Below are 13420 nucleotides of genomic sequence, written 5' to 3'. Positions count from 1 at the left end.
TAGAGCTGTATTTCTGAATCGCCTGTGATAAAAGGAGGAAGAAGCGTGCCGAAAGTTCGTACGAAGGACATAATGGAACAATTTCATCTTGAACTGGTAAGTGGGGAAGAAGGGATTAATCGTCCCATTACAATCAGTGATCTTTCCAGACCAGGTATTGAAATGGCTGGTTATTTTACATATTACCCAAAAGAAAGAGTTCAACTTTTAGGGAAAACAGAGCTTTCTTTTTTTGAACAGCTCCCAGAACGCGAACGAAAGCAGAGAATGATGTCTCTTTGTACAGATATTACCCCTGCCATTATTTTGTCTCGAGATCGTGATGTGCCGAAGGAATTAATCGAAGCATCAAATGAAAATGGCGTGCCCGTTTTACGATCTAGCCTAAAAACGACAAGACTTTCGAGTCGATTGACCAACTTTTTAGAAAGTAAGCTGGCACCAACGACTGCCATTCATGGTGTGCTCGTCGATGTATATGGTGTAGGTGTATTATTAATTGGGAAAAGCGGAGTAGGAAAAAGTGAAACAGCCTTAGAATTAGTGAAGAGGGGACATCGCCTCGTTGCAGACGATTGCGTGGAAATCCGCCAAGAGGATCAGGATACGTTAGTCGGAAGTGCACCAGAGCTGATTGAACATCTTTTAGAAATCCGCGGGTTAGGCATTATTAATGTGATGACCTTATTTGGAGCAGGCGCTGTCAGAAGTTATAAGAGAATTACGATTGTGATGAATCTGGAGCTTTGGGAACAAGGCAAACAGTATGATCGTTTAGGACTTGAAGAAGAGAAAATGAGAATTATTGATACAGATGTGCCGAAGCTGACGATCCCTGTGCGGCCAGGTCGAAACTTAGCGGTTATCATTGAAGTGGCTGCGATGAACTTCAGGCTGAAACGTATGGGGCATAATGCAGCAGAACAATTTACAAGTAAGCTTGCCGATGTCATTGAAGACAATGGCCAAGATGAATAGGAGTTGACTATATGAACGAAGCAATTCAGCCAATTGATCCGATCGCTTTTCAGCTCGGACCTATTTCGGTTCATTGGTATGGTGTGATTATTGGGGTCGGAGCCTTGCTTGGACTCTGGCTCGCACTGAGAGAATGTGAAAAAAGAGGAATCAATAAAGATCTGTTTATTGACTTAATCTTATTTGCCATTCCAATCGCGATTATTTGTGCCCGAATTTATTATGTATCCTTCGAATGGGATTACTATCAGCAGCATCCAAACGAAATCATTAAAATCTGGAATGGTGGAATTGCGATTCACGGCGGGCTGATTGGTGCTGTGCTGACAGCCATCGTTTTTACAAAAGTGAGAAAGGTATCGTTTTGGAAAATAGCTGATGTCGCAGCACCAAGTATTTTACTAGGGCAGGCAATTGGGCGCTGGGGGAACTTTATTAACCAAGAAGCGCATGGTGAGGCGGTTTCAAGAGCCTTTTTAGAAAATCTGCATCTGCCTGAGTTTATCATTAATCAAATGTATATTGATGGTACCTATTATCACCCGACGTTCTTATACGAATCATTATGGAATCTTGCCGGTGTTGTCATATTGATTTTATTACGGAGAACTTCGCTGCGCAGAGGCGAAATTTTCTTGTCTTATTTAATTTGGTATTCAATCGGCCGTTTCTTCATTGAAGGGATGAGAACAGACAGCTTAATGCTGACGGAACATCTTCGAATCGCACAGATGATTTCGATTGCGATATTCGCAGTGGCTGTTCTACTGATTTTCTTTAGAAGAATGAAAGGATACGCATCAATTCCGTATAAAGAGAACAATTCATCGAATTAAGCAGGGGGGATGAGAAGAGATGAGAGAGACATGGAAAAACGGCTTGAAAGCAGGGCTATCGACAACTTGGACTCTTGGCAAAGTTATCTTTCCAGTAACTATTCTTGTCAGTATCTTGCAGCATACGCCTGTCATGGATTGGATCATCCGATTCATTCAGCCATTTATGGGGCTGTTTGGTCTTTCGGGGGAAGCAGCGATTCCGCTTGTATTAGGAAACATGCTGAATTTGTATGCGGGAATTGCAGCCATTTTGACATTAGAGCTTCCTGTGAAGGAAGTGTTTATTTTGGCAGTGATGCTGTCCTTTTGCCATAACCTGATCATCGAATCGACAGTGGCGGCAAAGGTTGGACTGAGAGTATCTGTGATTTTGCTGGTTAGAATCAGTCTTGCTGTTATTTCTGCTATTGTCATTCATCTCGTTTGGCAGGGAGGCGAGGAGCCGGCGCAATATGGACTTTTGAGTGCAGCTCAGGCGGCTGATGTGCCTTCCAGCTGGTACATGATCGTTCTTCTTGCTATACAAAAAGCAGTACTCGGTGTGCTGCAGCTTGCCTGTATCGTTATCCCGCTCATGATCATCATTCAATTCATGAGAGATTTAGGCTGGCTTCATACACTGTCTAAGTGGCTGTCACCTTTTACTAGAATGCTTGGGATGAAAGAAAATACGTCTATGACAATGGTGGCTGGATTAACGATTGGTCTGGCGTATGGAGCCGGCGTGATGATGAAGGCAGTGGAAGAGGACGGTGTGAGTAAAAAGGACTTAACCCTTGCTTTTATTTTCCTCGTTGCCTGCCATGCGGTGGTCGAAGATACGCTGGTTTTTATTCCACTTGGTATTCCAGTATGGCCGCTTCTTGTGATCCGCCTGATTTCTGCAATTTTATTGACAGCTGCCATTAGCTATATTTGGCGGAAGCGGGAACATGCAGCTGTTAGAAAGGAAGCCATATGAACGAATCGACGATCAACACAGTGCTATTTGATTTAGATGGCACATTAATCAATACAAATGAATTAATTATTGCTTCATTTCAGCATACGCTGGATCATTATTACCCTGGTCAGTACAGCCGTGAGGATATTCTTCATTTCATTGGTCCGTCCTTGTTTGATACATTCTCTGCGATGGATCCTGAGTTGACGGATGACATGATTCAGATGTACCGCACGTTTAATCATGAGCAGCATGATCTGCTTGTGACTGAATATGAGACCGTTTTAGACACATTGAAAGTCCTGCAGGATCGAGGATTTAAGCTCGGTATTGTCACAACGAAGATACGGGATACGGTTTTAATGGGATTGAAGCTGACCGGTTTAGAGCCGTTCTTTGAGGTCATTGTGACGCTCGATGATGTACAAAATGAGAAGCCGCATCCGGAGCCTGTTCAGCTTGCATTATCAAAGCTTGGCAGTGATCCGCATGAAGCGGTGATGGTTGGTGATAATTATCATGACATTTTGTCTGGTCAAGCGGCAGGGACAAAAACGGCAGGTGTGGCTTGGTCTATTAAAGGAGAAGAGGCCCTTTTAAAGCATCGCCCTGACTTCATGCTGAAGAAAATGAGTGATCTCCTGGCGATTGTTGGAGCTGATTAAGTTGAGAAAAACAGATCGATATCCAGTAAAAGGGGTCAATTCGCTGCGGCAAGTCTATCGGACAGTTCCCTTTTTCAAAGTGGTGAAAAATTTCATTTTTATTCAAATGGCAAGGTACACGCCGTTTATGGGAATGAAAAATTGGATATACCGAACTTTTCTTCGTATGAAGGTCGGCGAGGATACTGCGTTTGCCTTAATGGTGATGGTTGATCTGATGTTTCCTGAGAAAATCACCGTCGGTCGAAATAGTGTAATCGGTTATAACACAACCATCTTATCCCATGAGTATTTGATTAAAGAGTACAGACTTGGGGAAGTCTATATTGGTGATGAAGTCTTAATTGGAGCTAATTCCACTATTTTACCTGGTGTGACTATTGGGGATGGAGCGATCGTATCGGCTGGCACACTTGTTCATAAGGATGTGCCAGCAGGCTCATTTGTTGGAGGAAATCCAATGCGTATGATTTATACGAAGGAAGAAATGGAAGCACGTCAATCTAAGTCTGCTGAGTAGCTCGGCAGACTTTTTTGTTGACAATGTGACATGGTGTAACTATAATGATTACAACAGAGGTGAGAAAACATGAAAATCAGCAGCAGATTTACTGTCGCTGTCCATATTCTGGCCTTGCTATCACTTGAAAAAGGATCTTTACAGACATCGGAGGATATCGCAGGAAGTGTGAATACAAACCCAGTGGTCATCCGCCGCATTATGAGTAAATTAAAAAAAGCAGGCCTAATCTCAACGAGTCTTGGCAAAGGTGGTTCGCAGCTGAACCGCAGTGAAGACGACATCACATTGCTCGATGTGTATAAAGCGGTTGAAGTCGTAGATGAGGGTGAATTGTTTCAAATTCATGAAAGCCCAAATCCTGACTGTCCGATCGGTGCAAATATTCAAGCGGTGCTTGAATTAATCTTATGCCGGGCTCAAAGTGCGATGGAGCAAGTACTTGCTGAGATCAAATTAAGTGAACTAACGCATGTGCTAATCAAAAAAATTGGATGATCAATTCAATTTTTTTTACCTCTGTTGTAACCGTATTAGTTACACCTTTCTTTATCAACATAAAACCATATTGCAGGAGGAGTTAACATGAAAATTGGAATTATTGGCGCAACAGGAAAAGCAGGACAAGAAATTGTGAAAGAGGCTCAATCAAGAGGACATGAAGTAACGGCAATCGTCCGCGATGCACAAAAAGTGACTGATTCATCACTAGCTGTTCTTGAGAAGGATGTGTTTCACTTGCAAGCAGATGACATCAAAGGCTTTGATGTGATTGTGAATGCATTTGGCGCACCTCCTGGACAGGAGCATCTTCACGTAGAAGCAGGGAAAAAGCTGATTGATATTTTAAAAGAAACACCTGAGACTCGTTTAATCGTTGTGGGCGGAGCAGGAAGTCTATTTGTAGATGAGGCGAAAACAACAAGACTTGTGGACACACCAGAATTTCCAAAAGAGTATGTGCCTACTGCTTCACAGCAAGGAGAAAATCTAAAAGATCTTCAGCAGTCAGAGGGATTAAAATGGACATTCCTCAGCCCTGCCGCATTCTTTAATCCAGCTGGCAAACGTACAGGTTCATACGTGAAAGGGAAAGACAATCTAATTGTCAATTCTAAAGGTGACAGCTATGTAAGCTATGCTGACTACGCCATTGCACTGGTTGATGAAGTGGAGCAGGCAGCCCATGTTGGAGAACGTTTTACCGTTGTATCTGAAGCTGAATAAGCAGTTTCATGGCCGCCTAAAAATGATAAATGGGGAGTCTAACGCATGAACGAGCAAGAATTGTCTTTCATCTATGTATGGGATGCGTATTGTGGCTGGTGTTATGGTTTTTCAAACAGTATCCGCACTTTGCATGAAAATCATCCGGAGATATCACTAACACTTGTTTCGGGTGGTTTATTTGTAGGGGAAAGGAGTCTTCCGATAAAGGATTATCCGCACATTCCAGAAGCAAATCAGCGTATTAGTCAGCTGACTGGTGTCGAGTTTGGTGAACGTTATCAGAAGCTGCTAGCAAACGGAACGTTTCTTTTAGACTCTGAGGCTGCGGCCATTGGTTTTTCTGCATTAAGATCCATCGCACCTGAGCGTTCATTGTACTTGGCTTCATCGATGCAAAAGGCTTTTTATCAAGACGGAAAAAGTCTGAGTGATGAGGAAACGTATCGGGAGATCGCTTTGGCGCATCATCTTGATCCTGACGCAGTCATTGAACGTATGAAAACAAAAGAAGCGATCAATGATGCATATGCTGACTTTGCGAAGGTTCATCAACTTCATGTGAATGGCTATCCTACACTTTTATTAAAAAGAGGGGATGAATACTTCAGCCTGGGCGGAGGTGCAATGACGGCTGAAAAGCTTGAAGACCGCCTAAAGGAATTTCTAGAAAAATAAATCATTTAAAAACAACCTCTATGCGGATAGAGGTTGTTTTTTTACGCTTTAATGATAATCGCCTGATTGCCCATCTGTTCCCAAGAATCTTCAAATTGATCACGGTCGACCTTTTGATTCTTTTCTCCATATGGATTATTCAAGTAGACATGCTCCTTGTCATAGCCTGTGATGACTACACTATGCACATTAAAGCTTACATCTATTTTGCCATTTGGTGTATTCCAAGTTTCGATGTTATCGGTTTTGTCGAAGGTGGATGTCGTAATCACCCAGACAGGATAGCCCTTTTCAAGTGACTGATAGATGGCCTTTTTAACAGGCTTTCCGGTTAAGTCGACAACTTGATCGCCCGCGTATTTTTTCGCAAGCTGATAAATCGGTTCGTGGTAAACCCCAAGACCCGGTCCATTCTCCATATCGCCTACAAACCCGTCATGAGGGTCACCTTTTAAGCCATTTTCATAATTGAGCGGAACACGTTTGATTTCATTTGCCAATGCGTTTTTCGTTATGTGCTCATAGCCGCTGTAATGAAGCAGCATCGCTAAGCTCGTGACTTCGCATCCGTTATAAAGCCTTGGTGCATCCATTTGATTGTAGAGAATGACGTCCATGGCTTTTTTGCTTCCTTTTAGTGAATGATGTGTGGTTTCTGCTTTTTTTGTTGAACGAGTTTCTTCAGCCGAGAGTGCCGTTTCGTTTTCTTTTTTTGCTGCTTCTTGCGGCGATGCTGTTTTCTTGACTTGGTCGAGTTGTGAAACGTATATAAAGCCGAAATAAACAAGACATGCGCACAACAAAGTTAAGATTAATGTCTGGATGAACTTCACTGTTAATCTCCTGTGTTATTCAATATTTTTAAGTATTATAGCACGTTCCTTCACCGAACATGCAGAAAAGGCACAGGTGTCACTTGAATGTAATAATTCCAGAATATGTTGATGAAAATAGGGAGAAATAAAAATGATTGATTTAATTACTTTATTTTGTTAGCATATTATCATATTAGCGAACTAAAGGATTCGGAATTTTTTGTTTTAATGTGTTGGAGGTGCGGAAGAACATGTTTATGTTTGAGAAACCATATGGTATGCGGGATTCATTACCTGGATTGTATGAGACGAAGAAAAAAGTGAGACATTCTTTAACAGAGATCATGAATGGTTGGGGTTTCCGTTTAATGGAGACACCAACGCTTGAATTTTACGATACAGTCGGTGTGCAATCGGCGATTACTGATACACAGCTTTTTAAGCTCCTTGATCAAAACGGGCAAACCCTTGTACTGAGACCTGATATGACAGGTCCGATTGCAAGGGTGGCGGCTTCTAAGCTTCATGAACAGGCGTATCCACTTCGTGTCGGGTATGCAGCCAATGTGTTTCGTGCGCAGGAAAGAGAAGGCGGAAGGCCATCAGAATTTGAGCAGGTCGGAATTGAATTGATTGGTGATGGTTCGATTAGTGCAGATGCTGAAGTCATCGCACTTGCCGTATTTGCCTTAAAAAATGCCGGGCTAAGATCCTTCAAAATCGCGATCGGGCATGTCGCTTTAGCAGAGACGTTATTTGTCGATGTACTCGGAAATACAGAGCGTGCAAACGTCCTTCGCCGCTTCTTATATGAAAAGAATTATGTAGGATACCGTCAGCATGTGAAACAATTACCGCTTTCCTCCATCGATAAAATGAGGCTGTTACAGCTTTTAGAGTTAAGAGGCGGCCAAGAAGTGATAGAGCGGGCAGAGGAAATCGTCGTTTCACAAAAAGGAAAAGAGGTGCTCGCACAGTTAAAGTCGCTATGGGAGACACTTGAAGATTACGGCTGTACAGAATATATCCGTTTAGATTTAAGCATGGTGAGTCATATGAGCTATTATACGGGTATTCTGTTTGAAGTATTTGCTGATCATGTTGGATCGGTCATCGGAAGTGGCGGTAGATATGATCAATTGCTTGCTCATTTTAATGCACCCGCACCAGCTACAGGGTTCGGACTTCGACTAGACCGTCTTCTTGAAGCGCTCGATGCAAAAGAGATCAATGAGCCGCAGGAGGCTGTGATTTTTAGCAAAGAACAAAGACTTGAAGCTTTTGCTTTTGCAGAAAAGGAGCGCTCAAAAGGGAAAAAGATCGTCCTGCAAGACTTAGCGGGGATTGAAAATATTGACGCGATGACCAAGGCATTTGAACAGGTGACTTATTTTATCGGCGCTAGAAAGGAAGAGCGAAATGGATAAAGTGTTGACGATGGCGATGCCAAAGGGCCGGATATTTGAAGAAGCAGCAGGGCTGTTAAGACAGGCGGGGTACCAGCTGCCAGAGGAATTCGAGGATTCAAGAAAATTAATCATAGATGTACCAGAAGAAAACCTCCGCTTTATTTTAGCCAAGCCAATGGATGTGACCACCTACGTAGAGCACGGTGTGGCGGATGTTGGCATTGCAGGGAAGGATGTCATGCTCGAAGAAGCTCGTGATGTGTATGAAGTGCTCGATTTAAACATCAGTAAATGTCATTTAGCTGTTGCTGGTTTGCCAGGAGCGAGCTGGGGTGGTGTCGCACCGCGTGTGGCAACAAAGTACCCAAATGTCGCATCGTCCTATTTTAGAGAGCAAGGGGAGCAGGTGGAGATCATTAAGCTGAATGGTTCCATTGAATTAGCACCGCTCATTGGGCTTGCCGATCGCATTGTTGACATTGTCTCTACAGGTCAAACACTAAAGGAAAATGGACTTGTGGAAACGGAGCATATTTGTGATATCACGTCACGTTTTATTGTCAATCCTGTGAGCTACAGGATGAAGGATACGGTGATCGATGAAATGGCACAGCGTCTTGCAAGAATTATTGAAGGAGAAGAGGAGGAATCATCATGAACATCACCTGCATACAAGAAGGTGAGACAGATACTCTCTCACTCAAACGGACTTTAGATACAGGAACAGAAGAGCAGCGTCAGGCTGTTCAGCGCATTATACAAGAAGTGAGAACAAATGGTGATGAAGCTGTACGGTCTTTTACAAAGCAATTCGATGGCGTGTTGATTGAACATCCGCTTGTCACAGAAGGTGAAATGGAAGAAGCTTACCAACGTTTGGATAAAGAGATGGTTCAGATTATCCAAACGGCTATCAAGCATATTCGCACATACCACGAGCGCCAGCTGACCTCTTCTTGGTTTTATCACCAAAAGGACGGCTCAATGCTTGGTCAAAAGGTGACACCGCTTGATGCGGTAGGTGTGTATGTCCCGGGCGGAACAGCTGCCTATCCATCATCCGTCTTAATGAATGTAATCCCTGCGCTAGTCGCTGGCGTTGAACGAATTGTTCTTGTGACTCCTCCTGGGAAAGATGGACGTCTCTCTGACGCTGTCTTGGCTGCGGCGAAGGAGCTTGGTATTTCTGAGATGTATAAAATGGGCGGTGCACAGGCGATTGCGGCACTTGCCTATGGAACGGAAAGCATCAAGCCTGTTGATAAAATCACAGGTCCAGGGAACATTTATGTAGCGCTGGCAAAGAGGGAAGTATTTGGTCAAGTAGATATTGATATGATTGCAGGTCCAAGTGAAATTGCAGTTCTAGCAGACGAAACAGCAGTCGCGCATGAGGTAGCGGCGGATTTACTTTCGCAGGCAGAGCATGATGCCCTTGCATCTAGTATTTTGGTGACACCGTCTAAGACACTTGCTGAAAGCGTGCAGGCTGAAGTCAGAAAGCAGCTTGATACTTTGCCGAGAAAATCAATCGCAGCACAATCCATTCAAGATCATGGCCATATTTACGTGACAGAATCAATCGATCGTGCAGTAGACGTCGTCAATCAATTAGCACCAGAGCACTTAGAGGTGCTAACAGCATATCCAGAATCACTTCTTGGTCAAATCAAGCATGCGGGCGCGATTTTCTTAGGACGCTATAGTCCAGAGCCGGTGGGCGATTATTTTGCAGGACCGAATCATGTGCTGCCAACAAACGGAACAGCTCGATTCTCCAGTCCGCTTGGTGTGACTGATTTTCAAAAGAAAACGAGCATTATTTCATATAGTCAAGAGGCCTTTGAAACACATCGGGATAGCATTGCCGCTTTTGCCAGATTAGAAGGGCTTGAAGCACATGCAAGGTCGATTGAAGCGAGAAAGCGGGAGGAATCGTAATGAGACAGGCGAAAACAGCGAGAAAAACAAATGAAACGAACATTTCATTAGCGCTAGAAATTGATGGAGAAGGAAAAGCGGATATTCAAACAGACGTCCCTTTTATGACGCACATGCTTGATTTATTTACGAAGCATGGACACTTTAATTTGACCGTCGATGCGAAAGGAGATACGGATGTTGATGATCACCACACAACAGAAGATATCGGCATTGTGCTCGGGCAAATGTTTAAGGAAGCGTTAGGCGATAAAAAGGGAATTAAGCGGTATGGTTCAAGCTTTGTTCCGATGGACGAAACTCTTGCCCAGGTCGTGGTCGATTTAAGCAATCGTCCTCATTTGGAAATGAGAGCGGCCTTTCCAAGTCAAAAGGTAGGTACCTTTGATACAGAGCTAGTACATGAGTTTCTGTGGAAATTTGCACTTGAAGCCCGGATCAACCTTCATGTCATTGTTCACTACGGAACCAATACACACCATATGATTGAAGCCATTTTTAAAGCGATGGCACGTGCCTTAGATGAAGCAACAACCATTGATCCACGTATGAAAGGAATTCCTTCGACAAAGGGGATGCTCTAATGATCGGAGTCATTGATTATGGAATGGGAAATTTGTTCAGCGTATCAAAAGCATTGGAACGAGCAGGTGCCCGTTATATCGTTTCCTCTGATGTGGAGGAGCTGAAAAAAGCAGATGCTTATATTTTGCCCGGAGTTGGTTCGTTTCGTGATGCAATGCAGCTGTTAAAAGAGACTGGACTTGAGGCGTTTATTCATCAAGTTGTGCAGGAAGGAAAGCTGTTATTCGGCATTTGCCTTGGCATGCAGCTGTTATTTGAAGAAAGCGAAGAGGCAGGCCGCACAAAAGGATTGGGGCTGTTAAAAGGGCGTGTCGTTCTTTTAAAAGATCGTGATCAGGACGGGAAAAGGCTGAAGGTACCTCATATGGGGTGGAATGAGCTCACATTTCATCAGCCCTCCCCATTGTTTGACGGTGTACCAGAAGGATTTGCATACTTTGTTCACTCTTATTATGTGAGTGATATGAACCCAGATGAGCAATTAGCAAGCGCGGACTATGGTGTTCAAGTACCAGCAATCGTTGGCAAGGGAAATGTGCTTGGTGCACAGTTTCACCCTGAAAAAAGCAGTACAACGGGAATGGCGCTGCTCAAACAATTTATTCAATTAGCAAACGAACAGAGGGTGAGCAAATGAGTGAGTTTACATTATATCCAGCGATTGATATGAGAAATGGCAAATGTGTACGTCTTGTACAAGGTGATTATGATCAAGAAACCATTTATGGAGATTCACCGCTCGACATGGCCGCGAAATTTGCGAAGGATGGAGCAACGTGGATTCATCTTGTGGATCTAGATGGTGCAAAAGCAGGGAAACGTGTCAATCATGAGCATGTGCTGGCGATTGCATCTTCTTTAGATGTGAAGGTGCAAATCGGCGGCGGTATTCGGACAGAAGAAGACGTTGCTTTTTATTTAAAGAGCGGCGTCGATAGAGTGATTCTTGGCAGCTCAGCTGTATCTAACCCAGCCTTTGTGAAAAAAACGCTGTCGCAATATGGAGAGAAAATCGCAATTGGGATTGATGCGCGAAATGGCTTTGTATCGACTGAAGGGTGGCTTGAAACGTCTAAAGTGAAGGCAGAGGAGCTCGGCAAGGAATTGGCAAAGGAAGGCGCAGAGGTCTTTATTTTCACCGATATTCAAATGGATGGCATGCTGTCTGGTCCCAATGTGGAAAGCACGGTTCGCTTAGCAGAAGCAACCGGCAAACAAGTGATTGCTTCAGGCGGTGTCAGCGCGGTAGCTGATCTTCAAAAGCTGTCAGCGCAAAAAGAAACTGGTGTGTCTGGTGCGATCATTGGAAAAGCACTTTACACGAAGCAGTTTACTTTAGCGGAAGCATTTGAAGGGCTTGACCGCATATGATGACAAAACGAATCATCCCATGTCTTGATGTGAAGGAAGGGCGTGTTGTCAAAGGAGTGCAATTCCTAGGCTTAAAGGATGCTGGTGATCCGGTAGAATTAGCGCAGATCTATGATGAGGCAGGGGCGGATGAACTCGTCTTTCTTGATATTTCTGCGTCGCATGAAGGCCGGAAAACGATGGTGGATGTGGTCAAACAAGTCGCGTCCACTCTTGCCATACCATTTACGGTAGGAGGCGGGATTAACCACCTTGATGACATGAAGCGTATATTAAGAGCGGGTGCAGACAAAGTATCTGTCAATACAGCAGCTGTGTTAAGGCCAGAACTGATTTCAGAAGGCGCTGACTTTTTTGGCTCCCAGTGTATCGTTGTCGCAATTGATGCAAAATACGATGAAGAGAAAAAAGCATATATGGTCTATACACACGGAGGACGCCGTCAAACAGATTTAGAGGTTAGCGATTGGGCGAAGGAAGCTGTGCAAAGAGGTGCAGGAGAGATTTTGCTGACAAGTATGGATGCAGATGGTGAAAAGACAGGCTTTGATCATCGATTGACAAAGCTTGTATCAGAGGCAGTCACTGTGCCAGTTATCGCTTCTGGCGGCGCTGGCAATGCCCAGCATATGGTGGAGGCATTTACAAAAGGAGAAGCTGATGCAGCATTAGCAGCCTCCATTTTCCATTACAAAGAAACCTCCATTCACGAGGTGAAGACATATTTGAGAGAACACGGGGTGAAGGTCAGATGAAACAGGCAAATGAATTAACTTTTAATGAAGCAGGCCTGATTCCTGCGATTGTACAGGATGCTCAAAGTAAGGAAGTACTGACGCTGGCATATATGAATCAAGAATCCTATGAAAAAACGCTGGAGACAGGTGAAACATGGTTTTATAGCCGGTCGAGAAACGAGCTTTGGCACAAAGGCGCCACCTCTGGGCATACCCAGCAAGTGATTTCTATTCGATATGACTGTGACAAGGACGCTTTGCTTGTCCTTGTCGCGCCAAGCGGCCCAGCCTGTCATACTGGCAGCTATAGCTGTTTTTCGGAAGAAGGCGTAAAGCGTCAAAGCGAAGAGCAGGATCGTTTTGCGATATTAAATGAACTTGAACAGGTCATTGCAAAGCGTCAGGCGGAAATGCCTGAAGGTGCATATACTACCTATCTATTTGAAAAAGGGGTCGATAAAATCCTGAAAAAGGTAGGGGAAGAAGCGTCTGAGGTGATCATTGCAGCGAAAAACCGGGATCAAGAAGAATTGAAATGGGAAACAGCGGACCTCCTCTATCATCTTCTTGTGCTATTACGTGAACAGCAATTACCGCTTGATGATGTATTAAAGGTATTAAAAAAGCGTCATCAAGGTGAATGAAAAGCCGGGGGATATCCCAGGCTTTTTATTTTTAAATGAAAAACAAATCCTTCCTTTCCTTTTGTTCT

The 13420-nt window shown here is 43.8% G+C and carries 17 protein-coding genes; 16 read left to right on the top strand and 1 reads right to left on the bottom strand.

Features of this window, described 5'->3' with window-relative positions:
• The first annotated feature begins 45 nt into the window (after nt 1-45).
• The 8 genes from hprK (at nt 46) to AC20OE_RS01760 (ending at nt 5850) form a co-directional block, all read left to right on the top strand.
• The gene (hprK, locus tag AC20OE_RS01795) at nt 46-978 is read left to right on the top strand and encodes an HPr(Ser) kinase/phosphatase (RefSeq protein WP_024423572.1); all 933 of its coding nucleotides are present in this window, start codon (nt 46-48) and stop codon (nt 976-978) included.
• Nucleotides 979-989: 11 nt separating this feature from the next.
• The gene (lgt, locus tag AC20OE_RS01790) at nt 990-1814 is read left to right on the top strand and encodes a prolipoprotein diacylglyceryl transferase (RefSeq protein ID WP_039181691.1); all 825 of its coding nucleotides are present in this window, start codon (nt 990-992) and stop codon (nt 1812-1814) included.
• Nucleotides 1815-1833: 19 nt separating this feature from the next.
• A complete protein-coding gene (locus AC20OE_RS01785) occupies nt 1834-2778 on the top strand; it encodes a nucleoside recognition domain-containing protein (RefSeq protein WP_039181688.1) in 945 nt (314 codons plus the stop codon).
• Complete coding sequence (gene ppaX, locus AC20OE_RS01780; RefSeq protein WP_039181686.1) at nt 2775-3425, top strand: pyrophosphatase PpaX; 651 nt, start codon at nt 2775-2777, stop codon at nt 3423-3425. Before AC20OE_RS01785 ends, ppaX begins: the two co-directional genes overlap by 4 nt.
• 1 nt (nt 3426) lies before the next feature.
• Nucleotides 3427-3945 (top strand): acyltransferase, encoded by a 519-nt coding sequence (locus tag AC20OE_RS01775; RefSeq protein WP_039181684.1) that lies wholly within the window; start codon nt 3427-3429, stop codon nt 3943-3945.
• A gap of 69 nt (nt 3946-4014) precedes the next feature.
• On the top strand, nt 4015-4443 hold the full coding sequence (locus tag AC20OE_RS01770; protein ID WP_024423567.1) for an Rrf2 family transcriptional regulator: 429 nt from the start codon (nt 4015-4017) through the stop codon (nt 4441-4443).
• Between the two features lie 87 nt (nt 4444-4530).
• The gene (locus AC20OE_RS01765) at nt 4531-5172 is read left to right on the top strand and encodes an NAD(P)-dependent oxidoreductase (protein WP_058837565.1); all 642 of its coding nucleotides are present in this window, start codon (nt 4531-4533) and stop codon (nt 5170-5172) included.
• A 45-nt stretch (nt 5173-5217) separates the two neighbouring features.
• Nucleotides 5218-5850: a DsbA family protein gene (locus AC20OE_RS01760; protein ID WP_107163018.1), complete on the top strand. Its 633-nt coding sequence runs from the start codon at nt 5218-5220 to the stop codon at nt 5848-5850.
• 41 nt (nt 5851-5891) lie between these two features.
• Here AC20OE_RS01760 and AC20OE_RS01755 read toward each other — a convergent pair whose 3' ends face one another.
• Nucleotides 5892-6683, bottom strand: a complete 792-nt coding sequence (locus AC20OE_RS01755; RefSeq protein WP_487268178.1) for a C39 family peptidase — start codon at nt 6681-6683, stop codon at nt 5892-5894.
• A 233-nt stretch (nt 6684-6916) separates the two neighbouring features.
• Between AC20OE_RS01755 and AC20OE_RS01750 the strand changes: the two genes are divergently transcribed.
• Genes AC20OE_RS01750 through hisIE form a run of 8 tightly spaced genes read left to right on the top strand, consistent with a single transcriptional unit; the run spans nt 6917 to nt 13352 of the window.
• Nucleotides 6917-8092 carry an ATP phosphoribosyltransferase regulatory subunit gene (locus AC20OE_RS01750; RefSeq protein ID WP_487268176.1) on the top strand — a complete coding sequence of 392 codons (1176 nt, stop codon included), beginning with the start codon at nt 6917-6919 and terminating at the stop codon, nt 8090-8092.
• Complete coding sequence (gene hisG / locus AC20OE_RS01745; protein ID WP_487268174.1) at nt 8085-8732, top strand: ATP phosphoribosyltransferase; 648 nt, start codon at nt 8085-8087, stop codon at nt 8730-8732. The genes AC20OE_RS01750 and hisG overlap by 8 nt, the downstream gene beginning before the upstream one ends.
• Nucleotides 8729-10015: a histidinol dehydrogenase gene (hisD, locus tag AC20OE_RS01740; RefSeq protein ID WP_487268172.1), complete on the top strand. Its 1287-nt coding sequence runs from the start codon at nt 8729-8731 to the stop codon at nt 10013-10015. Before hisG ends, hisD begins: the two co-directional genes overlap by 4 nt.
• A complete protein-coding gene (gene hisB / locus AC20OE_RS01735) occupies nt 10015-10599 on the top strand; it encodes an imidazoleglycerol-phosphate dehydratase HisB (RefSeq protein WP_487268170.1) in 585 nt (194 codons plus the stop codon). The genes hisD and hisB overlap by 1 nt, the downstream gene beginning before the upstream one ends.
• Nucleotides 10599-11237: an imidazole glycerol phosphate synthase subunit HisH gene (hisH, locus tag AC20OE_RS01730; protein ID WP_058837571.1), complete on the top strand. Its 639-nt coding sequence runs from the start codon at nt 10599-10601 to the stop codon at nt 11235-11237. Before hisB ends, hisH begins: the two co-directional genes overlap by 1 nt.
• The gene (gene hisA / locus AC20OE_RS01725; protein ID WP_487268168.1) at nt 11234-11971 is read left to right on the top strand and encodes a 1-(5-phosphoribosyl)-5-[(5-phosphoribosylamino)methylideneamino]imidazole-4-carboxamide isomerase; all 738 of its coding nucleotides are present in this window, start codon (nt 11234-11236) and stop codon (nt 11969-11971) included. Before hisH ends, hisA begins: the two co-directional genes overlap by 4 nt.
• Nucleotides 11968-12726, top strand: coding sequence for an imidazole glycerol phosphate synthase subunit HisF (gene hisF, locus AC20OE_RS01720; RefSeq protein ID WP_487268166.1), 759 nt, complete (start codon nt 11968-11970; stop codon nt 12724-12726). Before hisA ends, hisF begins: the two co-directional genes overlap by 4 nt.
• Nucleotides 12723-13352 (top strand): bifunctional phosphoribosyl-AMP cyclohydrolase/phosphoribosyl-ATP diphosphatase HisIE, encoded by a 630-nt coding sequence (gene hisIE / locus AC20OE_RS01715; protein ID WP_041115607.1) that lies wholly within the window; start codon nt 12723-12725, stop codon nt 13350-13352. The genes hisF and hisIE overlap by 4 nt, the downstream gene beginning before the upstream one ends.
• The last annotated feature ends 68 nt before the right edge of the window (nt 13353-13420 follow it).

This window comes from Bacillus sp. SRI_025 (assembly GCF_057592095.1).
The sequence above is the reverse complement of the archived record's forward strand: the minus strand, read 5'-3'. Positions and strand labels throughout refer to the sequence as shown.